17 protein-coding genes are annotated in these 19,279 nt (G+C 43.8%); 9 read left to right on the top strand and 8 right to left on the bottom strand.

The genetic code is table 11. The features are described 5' to 3' along the window. The first annotated feature begins 193 nt into the window (after nt 1-193). From QGP82_RS34985 to QGP82_RS34975, 3 genes are all read left to right on the top strand, one after another. The gene (locus QGP82_RS34985) at nt 194-340 is read left to right on the top strand and encodes a hypothetical protein (protein ID WP_499062369.1); all 147 of its coding nucleotides are present in this window, start codon (nt 194-196) and stop codon (nt 338-340) included. 17 nt (nt 341-357) lie between these two features. Continuing rightward, nucleotides 358-2,502, top strand: a complete 2,145-nt coding sequence (locus tag QGP82_RS34980; protein WP_499062368.1) for a toll/interleukin-1 receptor domain-containing protein — start codon at nt 358-360, stop codon at nt 2,500-2,502. 525 nt (nt 2,503-3,027) lie between these two features. Then, nucleotides 3,028-3,267 (top strand): hypothetical protein, encoded by a 240-nt coding sequence (locus QGP82_RS34975; protein ID WP_499062367.1) that lies wholly within the window; start codon nt 3,028-3,030, stop codon nt 3,265-3,267. A 392-nt stretch (nt 3,268-3,659) separates the two neighbouring features. Here QGP82_RS34975 and QGP82_RS34970 read toward each other — a convergent pair whose 3' ends face one another. Further along, nucleotides 3,660-6,032, bottom strand: coding sequence for a tetratricopeptide repeat protein (locus QGP82_RS34970; protein ID WP_499062366.1), 2,373 nt, complete (start codon nt 6,030-6,032; stop codon nt 3,660-3,662). A gap of 426 nt (nt 6,033-6,458) precedes the next feature. On the opposite strand from QGP82_RS34970, the gene QGP82_RS34965 reads away from it, so the two are divergent. The 3 genes from QGP82_RS34965 (at nt 6,459) to QGP82_RS34955 (ending at nt 8,910) form a co-directional block, all read left to right on the top strand. Then, entirely contained in the window at nt 6,459-7,703 is a 1,245-nt protein-coding gene (locus QGP82_RS34965; protein ID WP_499062365.1) for an FAD-dependent hydroxylase, read from the top strand. Nucleotides 7,704-8,043: 340 nt separating this feature from the next. After that, a complete protein-coding gene (locus tag QGP82_RS34960; RefSeq protein ID WP_499062364.1) occupies nt 8,044-8,376 on the top strand; it encodes a hypothetical protein in 333 nt (110 codons plus the stop codon). Nucleotides 8,377-8,631: 255 nt separating this feature from the next. Further along, nucleotides 8,632-8,910, top strand: coding sequence for a hypothetical protein (locus tag QGP82_RS34955; protein WP_006514800.1), 279 nt, complete (start codon nt 8,632-8,634; stop codon nt 8,908-8,910). Between the two features lie 64 nt (nt 8,911-8,974). Here QGP82_RS34955 and grxC read toward each other — a convergent pair whose 3' ends face one another. Together grxC and QGP82_RS34945 are read right to left on the bottom strand one after the other, a co-directional pair. Further along, on the bottom strand, nt 8,975-9,241 hold the full coding sequence (gene grxC / locus QGP82_RS34950) for a glutaredoxin 3 (protein ID WP_163664259.1): 267 nt from the start codon (nt 9,239-9,241) through the stop codon (nt 8,975-8,977). An 89-nt stretch (nt 9,242-9,330) separates the two neighbouring features. Then, nucleotides 9,331-10,464, bottom strand: a complete 1,134-nt coding sequence (locus tag QGP82_RS34945; protein WP_163671647.1) for a cob(I)yrinic acid a,c-diamide adenosyltransferase — start codon at nt 10,462-10,464, stop codon at nt 9,331-9,333. A gap of 177 nt (nt 10,465-10,641) precedes the next feature. On the opposite strand from QGP82_RS34945, the gene fraC reads away from it, so the two are divergent. The 3 genes from fraC to QGP82_RS34930 all read left to right on the top strand — a co-directional run bounded on the left by fraC (nt 10,642) and on the right by QGP82_RS34930 (nt 13,059). Then, nucleotides 10,642-11,211 (top strand): filament integrity protein FraC, encoded by a 570-nt coding sequence (fraC, locus tag QGP82_RS34940; protein ID WP_163664257.1) that lies wholly within the window; start codon nt 10,642-10,644, stop codon nt 11,209-11,211. Further along, nucleotides 11,208-12,203: a DUF5357 family protein gene (locus tag QGP82_RS34935; protein ID WP_163664255.1), complete on the top strand. Its 996-nt coding sequence runs from the start codon at nt 11,208-11,210 to the stop codon at nt 12,201-12,203. Before fraC ends, QGP82_RS34935 begins: the two co-directional genes overlap by 4 nt. Before the next feature lie 73 nt (nt 12,204-12,276). Continuing rightward, the gene (locus tag QGP82_RS34930; RefSeq protein WP_163664253.1) at nt 12,277-13,059 is read left to right on the top strand and encodes an ABC transporter permease; all 783 of its coding nucleotides are present in this window, start codon (nt 12,277-12,279) and stop codon (nt 13,057-13,059) included. An 82-nt stretch (nt 13,060-13,141) separates the two neighbouring features. Here QGP82_RS34930 and QGP82_RS34925 read toward each other — a convergent pair whose 3' ends face one another. The 5 genes from QGP82_RS34925 to QGP82_RS34905 form a co-directional block, all read right to left on the bottom strand. Further along, entirely contained in the window at nt 13,142-14,338 is a 1,197-nt protein-coding gene (locus QGP82_RS34925) for a hypothetical protein (protein ID WP_499062363.1), read from the bottom strand. 16 nt (nt 14,339-14,354) lie between these two features. Beyond that, nucleotides 14,355-15,266 (bottom strand): SagB/ThcOx family dehydrogenase, encoded by a 912-nt coding sequence (locus QGP82_RS34920; RefSeq protein WP_499062361.1) that lies wholly within the window; start codon nt 15,264-15,266, stop codon nt 14,355-14,357. Between the two features lie 145 nt (nt 15,267-15,411). After that, entirely contained in the window at nt 15,412-16,719 is a 1,308-nt protein-coding gene (locus QGP82_RS34915; protein WP_163664247.1) for a YcaO-like family protein, read from the bottom strand. Between the two features lie 4 nt (nt 16,720-16,723). After that, the gene (locus QGP82_RS34910; protein ID WP_499062360.1) at nt 16,724-17,602 is read right to left on the bottom strand and encodes a hypothetical protein; all 879 of its coding nucleotides are present in this window, start codon (nt 17,600-17,602) and stop codon (nt 16,724-16,726) included. A gap of 1,080 nt (nt 17,603-18,682) precedes the next feature. Next, nucleotides 18,683-19,258 (bottom strand): Uma2 family endonuclease, encoded by a 576-nt coding sequence (locus tag QGP82_RS34905; RefSeq protein ID WP_499062359.1) that lies wholly within the window; start codon nt 19,256-19,258, stop codon nt 18,683-18,685. Nucleotides 19,259-19,279 lie beyond the last annotated feature (21 nt).

Genomic DNA, 19,279 nt, shown 5'->3' with positions numbered 1-19,279 from the left:
CAGCTCTAAAACAGCCCCCATGAACAGATTTTGTCCGTTTGGAACCCTTCAACATCTAAAAAAAGGGGAGGATAACAGTCTCAGATGAGACTCGATTTTTCAGAAGCCTAATAAATAGAGGTGCCCTCAAGAATTATTTAAACAATTTAATAATGCAAGAGAATGTATAGAGCTCTTATTCGAAGATAGATTTTTGACTGAAATTGAATTCACAGAGGTAAAAACAAGCCTCAAGATTATTGAAAGATATGCAAAAGCTTTTTCAGCATATAACGAAGCTTTTGCTGAAGCACAAGAGGCAAAGAGTTTTCTTAATCAAGTCCTAAAGTCAACTGAATAAAATCTAGGGATAACATAATGAAAGATAAACTTTTATTTTCAGAACTATATGGCATATCTGTTTCTGATGATGATGATTGGTTTGATCTCCGTCTAGATAGAGATACACATTTATGTATAGATCCTTGCCTAGTATTTAAATCAAAAGAATCGCGATTTAGAAGCTGTAAAAATAAATTTATGCGTTTTTTTGAAGCTGCCTTCAATAAAGCTTCTGAGATTGAGAAGGTACCATCGGAAGCAGATAAAAAAACAGAAAATTTCCCACCAAATTATAAGAGTCTAATATACGAGATACTTTTATTCCCTGAAGTAGAAGAAGTATGTTTGGGTTTCTCTAAAAGAGATACTAAAGGAGCAGGGATGGCTATTGATTTTGCCATGAAATTAGCTAATGCACTCATTAGACGATCCAAAAGAACTAACTCTCCTCCTAAACATTTTGAAGAAATCGAGATTTTCACACCAGGAATAGGCAAAGACAAAATTAGTGATGCAACAGCAAATCTTATAAAAAGAGAATTAGTTGAATATACTTTAGATATATGTAGGAATTTAAATATACCTACTAAACTTCTTCAAGTCAAAAATATTGATTTCGACTTTGATGAATATGAGTGGGATCATCAACTAATCAATCTACCATTCAATCCTTTTAATAAAAAATCCATCATCCTAGTCCCGAAAGCCTTCCTTCGAAAAATCCCTTCAATTAGTTCTAAAGAGTTTTACGGATATATTGAAAGTCGCTCTAATAAGCAACTAAGAGCTAATCTGAATGCTAAAATTCATAACAATCTTGAGAATCATCAATTAGAGCAAAAAAGCAAAGCAAAAAGGAAAAAAGAAAAGTATAGAAAAGGGAAAATTATTGAGTATGCCTCCCAAAATCCTGACAAAGTGAGTGAATATATAAATTTTGTAGAAAATAGTGAAAAGGAGTATATTCCGTATGATCTAAAAAAGGATGATGATAATTTATATGGTTTTCCTAGAACAATATCTAAGTTTATCTATGGAAATCCTATTCAAACCATTTCATGTAACACAGAGGAGGAATTATCAACATCCCTAGATAAAATATTTTTACAATTAAAATTGTTTGTTGAAGAGCATGATGGATATAAATTGTTATGGAAACAAGAAGATGAAAAGTCAACAGTATCAGAGAAACAATCTTTCATTTTTAGATATGAAGCTGATGCGCAGGATTTGTTCAGGATATTTATTGGTGAATACTGTGCCATAAATAATATAAAGATCAAAGAAGAAAGGAGCTTAGGTGTAAATCCTGTAGAATTCAGGACTAGATCTTATAGGAATAAGATTTGGCTTATCACAAAGCTTTTTAGAAATATCAGCTTTGACAGAAGTGAATTGATTGAATTGATTTCTGAATTGAAAAAAAAGGGAATAAAGTATTGTTATTACACAGTTTTTATCCATACTAAAGAAGATTTTAAAAAGGCAATAAACATATTAGAAGAAGTTAATTTATTTGACTTTCGAGAGATTTTATTTAAGGTAAATTTCATTAATGTAATGTTAGACAGAAAAATGAATTTATCTTTCCAAGAGCCTAAGGATTTAAATCCCAGAAATGAGGTGTATATTAGCTATGCCCGAAATGGCGCTAGTGGCCAAGTCGCTGATAAAATTTTTGAGATGATTAAAGATGAAAATATTAATATCATTAGAGATTCAGAAGAATTACGCTATAAAGATTCCTTGAAAAGCTTCATGAGACGGATCGGTCAAGGGAAATGTATTGTCGCAATAATAAGTCGTGATTACCTACGCTCTAGGTATTGTATGTTTGAGTTAAATGAGATTGCTAATAATAGAAAAGTAAAGGAGAGAATCGTTCCAATTATTTTTGAGGATTCAAATATTTACGATCCGATTGCTATTCTTGAGTATGTAGAATATTGGGAAGAAAAAGCTAGAGAATTAAAGGAAAAAATTAAAACTGTAGATATCGCCAATACTATAGGTATTAGAGATGATATCGATTTGTACTCGATGACTTGTAGGAATATCAGTCAACTTATAAATATTTTAAGAGATTTTATTGTGCAACCAGTAACAATTGAACTTGATTCTGGCCAACTTGATTCTACTTTCGAAGATGTAATTTATGAAGTAAAGAAAATCTTATCCTAGTTCTTAGCCCCTAGCAGAACCAGAAGCCTGAAAGCAGTCTCTGAAAGTAGGGATAGAGATGAAATACAAACCTATCTATCTAAGTCTAAACCTTTATTCTGTAAACCCTTTAAACACTACAACTCCAAATTTTACGGAATTAGTCTGGCCATTCAACCATATGCTCACATACCGAGTCTTCAATTAGTTAGTTTTATCAGTTCTCATATACTTATCTGACCCTTTACCTCACACTTGACTACAACAGAATTTTGTCCTACTTTCGTCTAATGTCGTGACACTCACGACGCTCTCACTAGAACCTAATAATTTGGCACCATCGGTAGGTGCGGCAACACCGTACCGATGGCTAACCCCCAGAAAGCCGTAGCCAATCTGGAGTCTGGGCATTATTATGCCTCAGTCACCTCGATTAGCAAAACAATTCGCGGGGTGGCTGAGTTCTTAGGTTCTGGCTTTCCTTAAGCCTCATACCTCTTCTCGTAAGAGGCCGAGGCCTTGTACCCAATCGGAGAACCAGAACCCATGTTTCAAGACAACGCCCAAGGCGCGTTTAACGTTCCGCCTGCCAACAATCCCCTGCCCGACTACCAATACGAAACCGTTAACCACACCCTATTCGGCAGCCTTACCGCCATCCGTAATACCATTGCCCTGTTGCATAAGCTCCACTATGCAGAGCCCAACGACTGGAGTAAACCGCTGCCCACAGGGCGACCCAATGAGATGATGGCAATTTTAAGCAAGCGGGTGCGAGTGGATTGAGGAGTGAGCGGGTAACGAAATATCGGCTAAAAGCATATTAAACAACGTCCTCCCCTTGGTAAGGGGAGGTGCCGTAGGCGAAGGGGTCTCGACCACTAGTGCCAAGTCTCGAAAACCCCTCCCTGACGGTTCCCCTTGGCAAGGGGAACCAAGTATCGCCAAGCCTTTGAGAGCGCTCTCATCTCTGCCAAATAAACTTTAGGAGTGGTCTTGAGCTTCACAACCAATCTTGATGTAAATTCTGTGCCAAGTCGGTAATGTTGGGTTAATGGGAATTTTGGCAAGGTGCGACATATCTTGATGGGGTACAACCCAACCTACGGGGGTGGTGGGTTGGAATGCGATCGCACACAACCACAGACAATAACCCACCCTATAAAACATTCAAACCCTCAAAAATCACGATAACAATTCAGCCGATCCATCGTCTGATTACGATTTAGCGTATCCTGTAACTGTTCCGCAACAGCCAAGCCCCGATCGTACGACCCGTTCCTGCCATAGGCAACCGCAATTTTCTCATAGAGACTACCCCGATCCTGTTCATCATCAACCGCCAAATTCTCACGCAGATAAATCACCTGAGACTCTTCACCAGGGACTGTCTTAGCCACCTCAAAGGCCCGATCCAACAGCGGCACAATGGACTCCGTCTGTCCCAGATAGCTATACAACTCAGCCATGCGTAGCCACTGATCTACACCGACCTCAGAAGCATTAGCAACCCGATTCAAAATCTTTAAAGTTTGGTCAGTCTTACCATCTCGAAAATAGAGTTCTGCCACTCGCATCATTTCAGCCGCTTTAATGGCAGAATCCTCACGGGATTCAATCACCTCTAACGCAGTGGCATAGTCTTCTTGATCTTCAATTAAGCGATCAACCAGCCATGTTTTCCAGCGAGGACTTTCAGGATACTCTTCTGGCACTGCATCTAACATCTGCACTGCAAAGCCATATTCCCCAATTTCGGCCCAAGCCTCAACCAATGGTTGTAACATCCACAAATCATCGGTTGATTGCGCCTTTAGAGTTACCAAGACCGGCTCCAAAAAGTTATTAGCCGCTTCAGTCAGCCCCATTCTGGCATGTTCCAGAGCAATGGCATTTAACGCTATCAACTGATCGGGTTCATTGTCTATGGCCTGCGCCACTTGATGTGCCTGCTCTACTGTGACATCCGCTGCTTCTAATAAACCGCCCTGTTGTTGTTGCAAGCCAATCCTGACCAATGCTCTAACATAATCAGGGCCAGGGAAAGACTTGGTTTTCTCCACTGTGGTAAAGGCGGTGTCAAAGTCTCCAGCAACGGCATAGGCCACGGCAATCTCACCCCAGGCTCGATTTGTGTTGGCGATGTAACTGGGGTCAATCTGTTCAGTTGCCTTGAGGGCAGATTCTATTTGCCCCGACTTAGCGGCGGCAACGGCAATGGTGGTGTAATCTTCAATCTCGTTAAATGACAGACCTTTGGCAACTAACATGTCAACGGCTGCAAGGGCCAGGTCATAATTTTCTAGCTCAATGGCACGCTTATAGATTTTCTCCCACAGATCACGTTGCATGTAATCCTGTTCCACCTCAGCCGTTGCCGTCATGGCCTGCTGTAAGGCATCGCTGGCTACAGCTTTATTGTTTTCAACGTTGGCATAGTAGGTGGCCAAATCCATGAGGCCATCAACTTTGAACTGACCCCCTGGAGCAACCGCAAGTGCCTTCATGGTTGTTTCAGAAAGGCCAGCATCCAGCATCGTTTCGGTAAAAAGTGGCCCTGGATAACCATGGTTGGCAATGGCCGTAATGGCCTGATCAAAATATAGCTGGGCCTGGGCCTGATCATCGCGTTTGGCCAGGTATACACCAATGTTCTTGGATGCTTCGATCGTCGGCTCGTCCAGTGTCAGTTGCTGTACTAGATCGGCGGCCTGGTCCATTTGCCCCAGTCGAGCCGCTGATAGAGCAATACTGCCCATGGCATTTTCTTGGGCGTAAGGCTGCTCGATAGACTTCGCTAGCTGTAGGGCCTGACCTATATCTCCCGCTTCAGCGTAAATGACAGCAATGGCTGCCAAGGTTTGAGACTGCCTGTCTGAGTCTTGAGGGTTAATGGTCTCAGCCTGTTGTAAGGCTTGGTTGGCAACTTCGATCGCGATCGCACCCGCACCAACAGCCGCATATTGTCGGCCAACCATCGTTAATGCTGTTGTTTGCAGCCCTGCCCCCTGCACATTGGCGGCAAGTTGTCGCGCCTGGGAGAGTAGATCTAGAGCTGTTGTTTGCTCTCCCAGGGCGGCATAGCCTGCGGCGGTTTTTGTTAACAAACCACTTTTTTCAAACCTGTAATCGTCCGGTATTCCCTGGACTAAGGTGTTGGCTGATGTCAGCACAGTGCGGGCGGCAGCAGTGTCGCCAAGCTTAATCAGAGTATCCACCTCACGGATACCCTCATCGATATTGACACCATTTTCAAGAATAAAATTCTCTAAAATCCCTGCTCTGATATTACTATCAGTGGCCTTCGACAACTCCAGTCCCTGGGTTAGATGCTCGACGGCAGACTGGATATAGCCTTTGTCCAGGGCGATACGGCCCCATTCAGTTCGTTCAGTAATCCGGTAGCGCAGATAATCATTTTTCTCATTGATGCACATTTGGGGAGATTGCGATCGCACCGGCAGGGCCACGCCCAACCAGACCAAACTACCCAAGCAGGCAAGTGCCAACCAACGGTGGCTGTAACGGTACATAAATTGTTGAATACCCATAACTAACGGCTAACTTCAGGAGAACATAACTGAAAAACAAAGCAAAAACACACAGCACAGAGCTTTGCCCTTAGCAGTTCTAGCATTCTCGAAAAATACTCGACCACACCGTAGTTTCAATCCATATTGCTGCACAATCCAATGGCTAAACGAAGGAGGTCTACCCGCTTGGGGGTATCTAAATGGGCCCATTTGAGCTACTGCCTATTTTTAGGATGGCATTGCTGATCCTCGGGATGACTTTAGTCATAAAACATCAGTCATAAAACATCGTGAAATAGCCATAGCTTTAGACCGATGCATCCTTTAAATCAGCACACATACTGTTCAGGGTGTCTCGCCTAAGATGGGCACCCAACAAAACTAAAGTTGCCACTATTAAATGAACGCGCAAAAATATAAGTAGTTATGTTATAACCTGTAACTTTGAACACTTCTACTGCTAGCTACCCTAACGAAACAACCGCCCATCAACAGCAGATTGCCCAAACTGATGTTGCTATTGTCGGGGCCGGTATAGTGGGATTGACCTTAGCCTGTGCGCTTCGCCATAGCGGGCTATCGGTAACCATTATTGAAACTCAGAGTCAGGCGGGAACGGCTGCTCGCGATCGCGCCTATGCGTTTTCTCTCGTGTCGGCGCGCATCTTTCAACAGCTGGGGGTATGGGACCAGGTGGGCCCCAACATCACCCACTATCAGCGCGTTCGTATGTCTGATTCAGACCATGGCCAGGCGGTTAATTTTTATCCCAGTGATAGCCCAGCTGAGGTGGTTTACTATAGCGCAGAGCATCCAGTTTTGATTCAGGCTCTTCAGGGCTTAGTACCCCACATTCAGTGCATCACAACCTACTATGAAACGACGGTAGTTGATATCCAATCAACACCAACGGCGACGGAGCTGACCTTAGAGCGAGGGGGTGAGCGACAAGTCTTACGTGCCCGCCTGTTAGTGGGGGCCGATGGTGCCCGTTCCCAAATTCGCAACTATGCCGGAATTCAAACCGCCGGATGGGCGTATTGGCAATCCTGTATCACCACGGTATTGGCCCCAGCTAAGTCCCATCAGAATACGGCTTACGAAAAGTTTTGGCCCAGTGGCCCGTTTGCTATTCTGCCGCTTCCTGGTAATCGGTGTCAGGTGGTTTGGACAGCTCCCCATGCTGAAGCCCAAGCCATGGTAGATCTCCCCGAAAAGGCCTTTATGGCTGAGCTACGTCGGCGTTATGGTGACGACATGGGCGACTTGAAAATGTTAAATCCTCCCATGATATTTCCTGTGCAATTAATGCAAAGCCATCACTATGTAAAACCGGGTCTGGCCCTGGTGGGGGATGCGGCGCACTGTTGTCATCCCGTGGGGGGGCAAGGGCTGAATATGGGGATTCGTGATGCGGCGGCCCTGGCAACAGTTTTGCAGACTGCCCACAGTCGCCAAGAATCCATTGCTGATATCCAAGTACTGAAGCGTTACGAACGTTGGCGGCGCACTGAGAACTGGCTGATTTTAGGCATGACCGATCTTCTCAATCGGATGTTTTCTAATAGTATTCTGCCGCTGCGGTGGCTCCGCCAGTCAGGGTTCTGGGTGATTGAACATACGGCCCCCCTCAAACGCATGCTTTTGCGAGTGATGACCGGTTTCTTTGGACGACAGCCCACCATTTAAGGCAAGTTTATTGCAAAGATGCAGCTGAAAGTGCAGACATGGGAGTCAGTCATATAGGTGAGGGCTACCCTAAATAATCCAGTTGAGCAGCGTTAGGAGACTTATACTTAACGCTGTTTTAATAGATATTCATAAATGTATTACGGACTGCATAAACCTAATTTGATATGTATCCACCGTAGCCCAGGATATACATTACGCTTTTTGGCGTAAACGATTACTAGGATTGCTGATGGTTTTGCTGGCGTGGATTTCCTATTCTTTGTATCAAGGGTGTTTCAAATGACAGTGTTAGTCAATAACGGTTGTTTAACGATAACAACTTGCAGTCAGGCCTTACTTGGCTGACGTGTCATTTCTACCTACGCATCAACCACTACACCTGGAAAAACGTCGCATTATGCAGTCTTTATCTCTACCTAACCCTGCTCGCTTTCAAGCGAACAACTATCCAATGCCAGCTGTTAAGGCATCTACTATGCAGCGGATGGGAGCTCGTTGTTGGCGTTGTTTAATCAATCAAGGTGTGCCCTTTAAAGACGCTAGGGAACTTGCGATCGCAATTGTTCACTTCATCTATTTAGATAGCACCCCATCCAAGACACAAAAATATTTAATTGATCAATACCAGCAACATATTTGTGCTGCGAGATTGTCATCTCTGCAATTTTAGGGAAGTTCAAACGCTTGTGCTTAGGTATTTAACAATGGAACTGACGGGGTACACAGGGTCTGTGTGATCAATCACCCCAAAGATATGGGAGCAAATCACACCAACCTTTTCGCAGGTTGAATAAATTTAAAAACATAGTCTTCACGGTTTTTGTAAAGGCTTTACATGGAGTCAGCAATCTAACGGTCCCACGGTGTTCTATAAGATTTGTTGTTTCCTGAGTCACACTTACCCGCTTATGTGGAGGGGGATCTTATGCAGTCACCAGCAGCTGTTTTATTAGAAAGAAAAACAAAATCCATTTCCAAAGGCTCTAAGCGAGCAAAGCTTAAGCGTATAGGAATCAAGCATTGGCAGCGCCTGATGAGAGTTGGTGTCCCCCAGGATCACGCCAAAGAAATTGCAATTGCAGTTGTTCGTTACAGCCATCTTGACTGCCGTCCATCGTTTGAGGAGAAGCGCTTAATTGGCCGCTACTGTCAGCATCTATGCGCTGTTGGTCTGTGGCGTTTAGAAATGTTGCTAGGCAGCTGAAAGTATTTACACGTAGGGGCGCACAGCTGTGCGCCCCTATCACAAAATTATTATCAATAATAATCTACGCTGAGACTGCTAGCAGCTCATCTAGCTTCTGACTAGCATCCAGGGCATGGAGCGAATCACAGCCGCCAACATGCTCGTCATTAATAAAAATCTGAGGAACTGAACGTTTACCATCAGACCCACGGGCCACCATAGCATCCCGTGCTTCTTCGTCCCCATCAATTATATGCTCAAGATAATCAACACCTTTGCTGTCTAAAAGTCGCTTGGCGCGAATACAGAAAGGGCAGGTCATCCAAGTGTAGATCTCTACCTTTGCCATAGTTTAGATACCGGAAATAAAAACTGCTGGTGAGATCCTAACGCATCTATATGCCAGAAATCATGCCAGAAATCTGTTAAATATGCGGCTTAAAAATCTACACCACGTTTGAGTTCCACACCCCGCTCTGCATAGTGTTTGTGGTTAAATACTTCGGAATGGGCACTGGCCAATTGAAAGTAGGCTGGGGGGTTTTTGCACCGACCCGTGATGATTACTTGGGTATCCTTCGGTTTACGCAATAATGCCTGGATAATGGGCTCTTCTGGCAAGAGTTCCAGGTCTACGGTGGGGTTGAGTTCATCCAAAATGATGGTTTTGTATAGGCCCGAAGCAATGGCTGTGCGAGCGATTTCCCAGCCGCGCTCAGCCTCCACATAGTCAATGGTTTGCTGCTGACCGCGCCAGACAATGGCATCCCGCCCACAACGTTGGTGGTCCACCAGGTTCGGGTAGCTCTGACGCAGGGCGGCAATGGCTGAATCCTCGGTATATCCCTTTCCTCCCTTTAGCCACTGAATGATCATCACCCGGTGAGACTTGTCCTGGCTGATGCCAATGCCGATGGCCTGTAGCGCTTTGCCCAGGGCGCTGGTGGATTTTCCTTTGCCGTCTCCGGTGTAAATTTCAATGCCAGTGAGACCTGGAATCTCGGAGGTGGCATAGTGTTGGGGTTTCATCTCCGAGTGTAGATCGGCCACCTCTAGCAAGGCGACAGGGGCACTACGCCCGGTTGCAATAATTTCTAAATAGTCAGGCTTGCGTCGCAGGGTACGGACAACATCGTCAATGTCCAGCAGTCCCAGGTCAAGGACCGGGTTTAACTCATCCAGCACCACAACAGAATAGAGGCCCGATGCGATCGCTCCCTTCGCCACATCCCAGCCTCGCTGTGCTTCTTGCTTATCAAACTTAGTAATGTCGTCAGCTCCAAAATACTCAGCTCGTCCCGTACGCACCTGATCGATCAGGTGGGGAAAGCCCCGTTGCAATGCCTCAATGGCGGCATCTTCGTCATAGGTGCGTCCGGGGCCTTTCAGAAACCGCAACAGCAGCACCCGACTTTCCATAAAAGTTTGGATACCTAAGCCAATGGAACGCAGAACCACCCCCAACGCCACCTGGGATTTACCTTTACCTTCGCCATCGTAGACATGGATCTGCCCCACCATGCGCTCTGAGTTTTTTTGCGCGGTACGAATACCGATACCGGAACGAACCATGGGGAGCTTAGGAGTATAGTTGGCCGCCTTTGATTGTAGCGTTAGGCAACGTTGTAGGGGCATTGTATGCAACGTCTCTACACCAATGCCCCAAAATTAAACGCATCATTTATATATTTAGATGTTCTTATTTGCAAATTGGGTATACCCTAATGTCTGAGATTCTCGGATGGGTCTATGGGCGAACTTGAACCGGTTTTTCCGCTCAAAGCGGTAATGTTCCAGATTGTATTTTTATTGGTGGCCATTGCCTTAGAAGGAATGGTGCTGCGACAACAGCTACGGCTTGGTTACAAGCAAAGTATCCGATATGCAGCGGCGGTTAATTTACTGGCGGTGGTGGTCGGTTGGTTGGCCTTTTTGGCGATCGAGCCGTTGTTTGAACCCAGGCTCCAGGCCCAGGTGATTAGCTATGTGTTGTTTGACAACTTGATCAACAATACCCTCAAGCCCCAGATGGGATGGATCATTCTGGTGATGGGCCTGGTGGCGTTCTTTATGACGCTAATTCTGAAGCTCAAAGGACTGGAGCTGATGATGAGAGCTGCCAATGAATGGAACTTACCCTCTAAGCCGAAAAATCTGACCCGTAAGGAACGCTATAGTCGCTCTCGAACGGGTACAACCTTATATAAGGAAGCTGCCTCTCAATTTGCGATCGCAGTCCTCCAGGCCAATGCCCTGAGTTTTAGTGCCATCCTACTATTATTGATACTGCGGTCTTACGTTCTGAGGGGTGTCGCATGATTGACGTACTCAAGGATGCCATTAATAAAATTCGCGGCCTGATTACCCCACCTAGCTATCTGTCTTGGCAAACATTGTTGCTGCTCAGTTTATTTTCTTGGGGCATGGCAACCATTGCTGACAGTACTGAGGCCACCCCCTTCACAGTGGCCTTACTGAGTGCCTTTAGCTGGTTATTTTTAACCGTTGCCATCTGGTGGGGGCTAGCCAAAAATCCGGTGATGCTGGGGGATATTTCCATCAGTCCCTGGATTACATCAGCGGTCCTCTGTGTTTTTCTGTTCAGGCCCTGGACGACTGAGCGTTTGCAGTTAGCCATTAGTCTCTGGCCAGTGATCGCAACGATCCTGGTGGCGATTCCTAAATTTTCAAACTGGAAACTGGAGTGGAAGCTACCCAAGCCCCCGGTACGTCAGGAACTGATTGTCCTATTGCTAATCAACCTGTTGTTTAGCAGCTGGATCATGTTTTACTTTCGCATCCAGCATTGGTTTAACGACTATCCTAGCCTCATTGCCGAAAATTTAGATAACAGCGCCTTTGTCTACCGACTTGGCAGTAATACGGACAGCGATTCCCAGGCCAATATCCTGTTAACTAGCGCGGCGGATACCCTAGTTAAAGAGTTGGATAATGCCCCCTGGCCCCGCGTTGAGCGCTGGCTGCTGAACTTGGACAACAGTATTAATTCCGTTGCCGAAGGAATTGTCCTCAATGCGATAAATGAAGGCGTCTTTTGGAGCCTGGATGCCCCCCGTCCCAAATCTCTGTCCAATGGCTATCAGCTACGGTTACGCGCCAACTGGCTAGGACCCACTGCCCAACAAAATGGCTATTACGTTGAAAAAGTGTGCACCCTTTTACCCCGCACTCTCAAAAAAAATACCAATGACGAATCTCCTCAGAATTCAACCCCCACCGCCCAGGTAACCTGTGCTGATCAGACTACCAAGGTTGAGCGTCAGGGCATCCTTGAAGATGCGGCCACCTAGATGCCGATATATGTGGGGACGTTCCATGGAACGTCCCCACGTGACAAAAATTAAATGAGAGATAAATCCGCCTATGCTAAATCTGCCTCGCATCATCGTAGTTGCACGTAATGTCTTTTTAGAAGTCATTCGCGATCGCATCCTTTATCTAGCAGGGCTATTTGCTGTACTGATGGTGCTTGCCTCAGTATTGCTCCCCCCCGTTGCAGCTGGTACATCGGAAAAGATCTTTCTAGACCTGGGCATGGCAGCCATCAACCTATTTACCCTGGTGGTGGCGATCTTTGTAGGCACTAGTTTAGTCAACAAAGAAATCGAGAAAAAAACGGTGCTGGTGCTCATTGCCAAACCCGTTAGCCGGTTTGAAATTATTCTGGGTAAACACCTGGGGCTATCCGCTGTGATCGGGGTGCTAATGCTGGTGCAGACAGGCATTTTTATCGTGCTTCTTACCGTTCAACAAATTGAATTTCCAGCCGGGAGCATGTTGGTTGCGATCGCCTTCATGTATCTCGAAATGCTGCTTATGATCGCCATCACTATTGTATTTGGCGTCTTCACCAGCTCTCTACTCGCCACATTACTCTCATTTGGCACCTACCTAGTCGGCCACCTCAGCACCGACCTCCTCAAGCTCAGTCAGCTAGCCGAATCCGAAAATTTCCAGAAAGCCATAGAAGCCATGTATTTGGTCATTCCCGACCTGGAACGCCTCAACCTCAAAAACGAAGCCGTCTATGGTGCCACACTGCTGCCAGACCCTGGCACCTTAGCCCTAAACGCGGTCTACGCCTTAATCTATACAGCCCTTTTACTCCTCATCGCCGGTAACATTTTTACCCGCCGACAGTTTTGAGAGTCCAGCGGCCTCATTTACCTAAATTCCTTCCCAGATGCGACTATCCAGAATTTTCTTTAACTTGTTGGGACGGTTACAACTAGGTCCAAAAAAAATGATAGATAGTGGGAAAGAAAATAATTGCGAATATCATTAACCAATAAACAGTAATGAAAAATATAGATATTGAAGCATATAAATATTTACCCAAATTCATCGAAAAAGATGCCAAAAACTTATCTGGTCTGCAAGACACTAAAAACCTAAAGCCTCTTTTAACTTCAACCATAGAATTTTGGCAAAATTCTTCTACACCAAGAGCATCCACAAATACAAAATATCCGTCAGAGCCAGGAACAAAAAAGTTTCCATTAATCAAAACACGAAGTGCCATAAAACATAGCAAAAGAAAGCAGATAAAAGACATATCTGGCCCAAAAACCTGCCTAACAAAAACCATATTTGCCAACAAAAGTAACAACAATATGTCCATTGCGATGCCAGCAATCGAGACTTTAATTTTTTTACCTTTGTCTTTCCAGAAAGACACCGAGTCTACTGATGTATAAACAACAGGAATCATCCCTTGCAGAAGCGCCAAACCCATGCTGTTAGAGTATCCCCCAAGCCATTTATAGATAAGATAGTGCGCGCTTTCGTGAAGAAACGTAGTCAGTGCAATTAAAAATAGTACAATCAAAGAAATAAGTACCTGCGGGAGAGTAATGAGACTCGCCAAGTGGATAAACTCAATGTTATAGTTTTCTCTCGCAGCTAACAGTAAAATATTACCTAAAACAAGTAAGAAATAAGTCAGTATTGAAAATTTCTGAAAAATTTTATTCGAACAGGCCTTTTCCAGCCAGGTCCCCTTTAAATCTACTGAAAATAGCTTAAAAAATTGGAAATTACCTCTCATTTCCCTTTTCAAATTCAGCCCGAATTTCCTTTTTAAGATCGCCGCTAATTTCAGAAAGGCATAGTCAAAGATCGTCTTTTTTTGCATCCTGGCAATATCTACAGCCAGTTTTCTTTGCTCCTCTAAGCTAAGCAGTAACTTCAACCTGCGAGCATGTCCTATAAGCTCTTCAACAAATTCAACATCAAAATCAAATTTATCTTTATAAATATTAAAAATTATCTGGTAGTCAGGTGTTTTAGCATACTGTTTGATCATTTCATATTCGATTTTACTTAAGCGCAAAATTGCCTGATTGATCTGGTTTCTCAGCACCAAGGCGTCGTTTTCATAATCAATATAAACAACTTCAAAGTTTTTATTTAGCGCTTCTTGCATATTTCCAATATAGTGTCTAACTGATGTCCTTCTTGCCAACTAAAACGACGTTTAGAACTGTTTCATCAGCCCCATCTAAGCCCAACACCTCATTTAACTCATCATCGTAATAGCCTCCACAAGCACAACATCCCAAGTCCATGGCCGCACAAGTCAAGTACAGATTTTGTGTAATGGCACCTGCATCAATCAAAGCAAACCGCAAACCTCGATCTTGATATTTGTATGCAGTTCGATTTAAGCATCCCGCCAGAATAATGATTCCAGAAACGTTCACAAAATCCATATCAGCTCGACTAAGTGAAAAGAAAATCTCTTGGACGATTTCTTTAACATTGTTATCCCGAAAGCCCCCCCTCGGCACAAGTCTATCCAGAGTAACTTGCTCTTGATTATAATGGTAAACCCCATTCTCTAAACCAACCGTATTTGAACTGATCAAGAACAACTCAATTGGGTATAGGCCTCCACCAGAACCTATGTTTCGCCTTGCAGGCATGCCCCTCATAATCGGTTTGTCATCATCTTTTCTTTTCGCAGGGTCTAAAATAAAACAACCGCCTTGCAACACTTTTGATAATTCATCAAAGGTGATTCCTTCAGGAGAATAATGGCGGTTGCTTTGTCGACGATGATAGATTTCCTGTAGACTATCTAACAGCTCACAGGCTGAGTTGTCGTCTGACAAGTCTGGCAAAGGTATACTTTCGAACGAGCTGAGTTCTGCGCTATTGTTGCAGATATGTCGCACAATATATGAGTTACTCGTAATCTCATGAACGTGCTTACCGAAATCATCAACGTTATATCGCGTAATCTTTGAGACTTCTATAAAGTCATATGATTCTGGACTTAAATGCTTGTCATAAAATGCATTGTGATGTTTATCCTTAACATCTACAAGGTAATAATTATTCTGACCTCTCATGTTGTCTACATCCTTCTCTAATTTACGGTTAAAAGTCGTTTGAACGCCCTAAAATTAAAATTTTATACTCCACCAATGCGAAAATTTGAGTGTTCCTATAGGCAAACACCAAATTTGAACGTAGCCAAGGTGTTAGATTCAACAATCATGGGAAGGGATGGGGCAAGCGTGTAAATAAATGGTTGTTTTCGTTGAAGATATCCGAGCCTAGAAATGGATAATTATGGACGCCGGTAAGGTATGCCCATCCTGGCACAACAACTCGCATCGTGAAATAATTAACACTGGCCGCATCCGGCGTGGTTGATTCGTAATATAGAACTTTGTTGAAATCAAATTGTTGATATTTATCAAGAATATCCTGTAAAGAGGTTATTTTTTTCTCGTTTGGCTTGAAGAAAATTTTATCACTAACATCCTCGAAATTCATGGCGTCACGAATAACCGGCACCTCTTTTCTGTGTTCGGGGAAATTATTGTAGTAAGCAAAATGTTTTTCGAAACTGTCCAATGAGTCAAAATCATTCAACTTCTTTTGATCGCCCCACAATTGCTTGTTGTAAAGCATAATTGCATAATCAACCCCCTGATAAGCTTCTAGCGCTGCTTTCATTAAAGATTGGCGCTTATCGAAAGCAGCCGCTGAGCCCGTCGATTGGTAAACTTTGCCCTTGTACTTAAAATACATAAAAACAACAGCAGCCTCAATGCAAGAGATAGGCGACAAATCAAATATTTTCATTTGCACCGCTGGATTATCGTACAAATTGGCTATCTTCGGATCGTCACCAAAGGCCTCCAGAATCATGCTTGGTGAATATTGTGGCAACCGTAATCTATTCTGGTTGTACCAAAAATTGCAGAAGGCATGCCTTTCAGCACATTCACAAAATCCTCCCTGAATAGCATGCTTTGGAGTAGGCCCAGCTGCCAATCCGGTAGTCGTGGTATTGAAGATATGAACTCTCTCAAAACAGTCAGGGCGATAACCAAAAAAGATTAAAAATGCTGGCACATAACAAGGTTCGTTATTAGACATCAAGTCATGGCACAGTACCCAATTTATCTCGTCGCTTGGTCGCAGCCTTGAAGCGAGGAAACCTTCTTTCTCATATTGAAAACCGGCATAAAGTATTATTTCATCTGGATGCAAAGCATTGCCTATTTTAACGATGTCTTCGTAGGCTCCACGCACCAACATACTGCTGTCATAAATGGTAGAGCAATATCTTTCATAGAATTCTCCAATGACGGCGGCATCTGCGTCAGTTTCGCCAAAAGCAATCGCTCCAGCGGTGAGTTTTGATAGTTTACTGCCCAGCATGTCAAGGTTTGATCCCTCGCAGACACTTTGGTACAAATTGCTGGGCAAAAAGCTCCTATTAGGGATTCTGTACAACTTGCCGTTGATGAGTCCCGCCTCTTTTTCGATCAATTCATTTCGAAAATGCATAGATTTAAATATTGACAGGGGTCTTATGGTAGTAGGGGTTACAAACGTCACAATGCGGGATTTTTAATACCCTAGCGCGGGAAACCTGAAAATCGAAATTGTCAAATGTGATACTTCTGCCGATCAAAGACGAATATGTCCCTTCTGTGATGAAGTATTTGTTTAATTCGATTTCTAAATAATTCAGCGCGGCTTCAAAGTAAGGCGTTTTGGTTATGTCAAATAGGTGCAACGAATTTTTGTTAAAACTTTCAATAAAGGAAAGATATTTGGTTGAATTTTCAAAGTTTACGATTTTTCTTTTCGCGTAACACTGCAAACAAGGACTCTTGAATCTCGGCGCGGAAACAGGCCCCAACGTAAACGATGAATTATCCATGCTCAGGTGGAACAAGGTAAATCCGTCTTTATAGGCTTTTTTATTTAATTGTAAAAAGCGATTATAGTCTTTAAATATAGGGGCAACAACCAAAGTTAATGTGGCCTTTTCTAAGTCGGTGTCGAAATTTTCAATATTTACCCATTCGAATTTTTGTAGGCGCTGACTTAAGGCATTGAAAAGAACATGATTATTTTCTAATGTGGAGAAAATGCCAATGGTCGCCTTGGTAAAGGGAGTAGCTTGAACAGGTGTAACAATTTCGTTGGCAATTAACCAATCTATGATTTGAACAAAAAGCTCCTTGTCGTCATCGAGTTTATGCTTAACTTGCTCAAAAACGCGATCAGGGTTGGGTTCATCTTTTAAATACTGCAAGATGTCCCCAACGATCTGACTTTGCTCACCTTTCGCCTGCATTAACTGATGATCGCCTTTTGAAAAGAAAAGCGTATCTTCATTGGAGAATATGGAAGTGTTAGTCAACGCTAGTAATTTAGTCATCTGAATAAAGAACAATCCTACCTGAAGAAATTCGCTCTACACCATACTAGTGGTCCATCAACGTTCACAGTGGGAGCACATTAATTGTGTTGTTGTAGCGGGTGTAGCCCGCTACAACAACACAGCACATTAGACACCTGCACAAGGAGTATTCCTTCAAATACAATAGCTACAGGTGTAGCAAGAGGACAGGGAACAGCGGTAGAAGATACTCACTCAGCCCTGTTTTCCACAGGTTCAAGGAATCATACATAGTCTTAGCTTCCCAGAATCCTTGTGAGTTTCCTCATAAAGTTGTTATAGAGGCGTTATAGCCACCTTATCCTACACCCCTACACAGCAGCTACAGCAGCAGCTACAGCAGGCGGCAGCGACAGGTCTCTCACTCATATATGCTGGTCCATTCCTTTTTTCCACAGATTCAAGGGTCAATGATAGCTTTGTCTTTTCTAGAGTCCCTGCGACTTCCCCATTAGATGGCATTGTAGATAATTTTTTCACAACTTAATCACTCCAATTTTAGTAGTACGATAATCACTCTAGTGAAGCATTAGCAAATTAATCCGTCCAAAGACAAAATGTCATGTTAATAATTCCTTGTACTTCACTACATAGCCTAAGATTCTTCTCATGATGGATAAGCTTCCAATCCTGTGCTTTTGGACAACTTAACTATTACAGAAATCCTTGGCGGAAAAAATCCTGAAAAGTTCAGGTTTATTCAGGTTTAAATTCAGATTTATTCAGGTTTATTCAGGTGTTATACCAATTCTCATAGAATAAGCTACTGGGCTCTGGCTATAACGAAGTGGAACAAAGTCCAACATTTCTCCAGGTGCCAAAGACAAAGCTATATGAGTTTTTAGCAACAGCCAGAGAAAGTGAAATGAGGGCTGACCACGAATTACGCCCATGGGTGAGAGCTTTGCGGCCATGCCAGTAGAAGATTATGGTCGAGGAATGAAATCATAGAACAACAACCATTCCTGTAGGGGCAGGTCTCATACCTGCGTAGGCGTTCCCTTCGACTCCGCTCAGGGAACGCTAGCTCAATCGGTTGGATGGTGGGCCGTGCCCGCCCTACAGGATATTCTCAACGTTTAAAACAAAGCCTGGTAAGATATCTCCGCCCTTAAGCTGTTGTGGATCTTGTAATACTTCAACAGTCTGACCCGGACGATAAATCTCCACAGCTTTCTCCTGCGGGTTAATCAACCACCCCAACCGCACACCGTTTTCCCGATACTCTTCCATTTTTGCTTGCAGCATTACCAATCGATCCGTTACAGAACGCAGCTCTATGACAAAATCAGGCGCAATGGGAGGAAACTTTTCCCGGTCTGCGGGACTCAGTGCTCCCCAACGACTACGCTCAATCCAGGATGCATCGGGAGACCGCTCTGCTCCATTAGGTAACTTAAAGCAGGTGGACGAATCAAACGTATAGCCCAGTTTGACCTGTCGATTCCATAGATTCAAATCAGTCGTGATATCAGCATTACGACGACCGCTTTCACCACCTGTAGGGGACATAATTACCAATTCTCCCTGGGCAGAACGCTCAAATTTCACATCTGGGTTGGCTCGACAAAGCTGATAAAACGCCTCGTCTGTCAGGATACCAACCGGGTCAAGGGTAATGGTGAAAGCAGTCATGGGCAAAAACGCTAAGATTAG

It is taken from the genome of Leptothoe sp. LEGE 181152 (assembly GCF_032906605.1).
GTDB classification, from domain to species: domain Bacteria; phylum Cyanobacteriota; class Cyanobacteriia; order Phormidesmidales; family Phormidesmidaceae; genus Leptothoe; species Leptothoe turfae.
The sequence above is the reverse complement of the archived record's forward strand: the minus strand, read 5'-3'. Positions and strand labels throughout refer to the sequence as shown.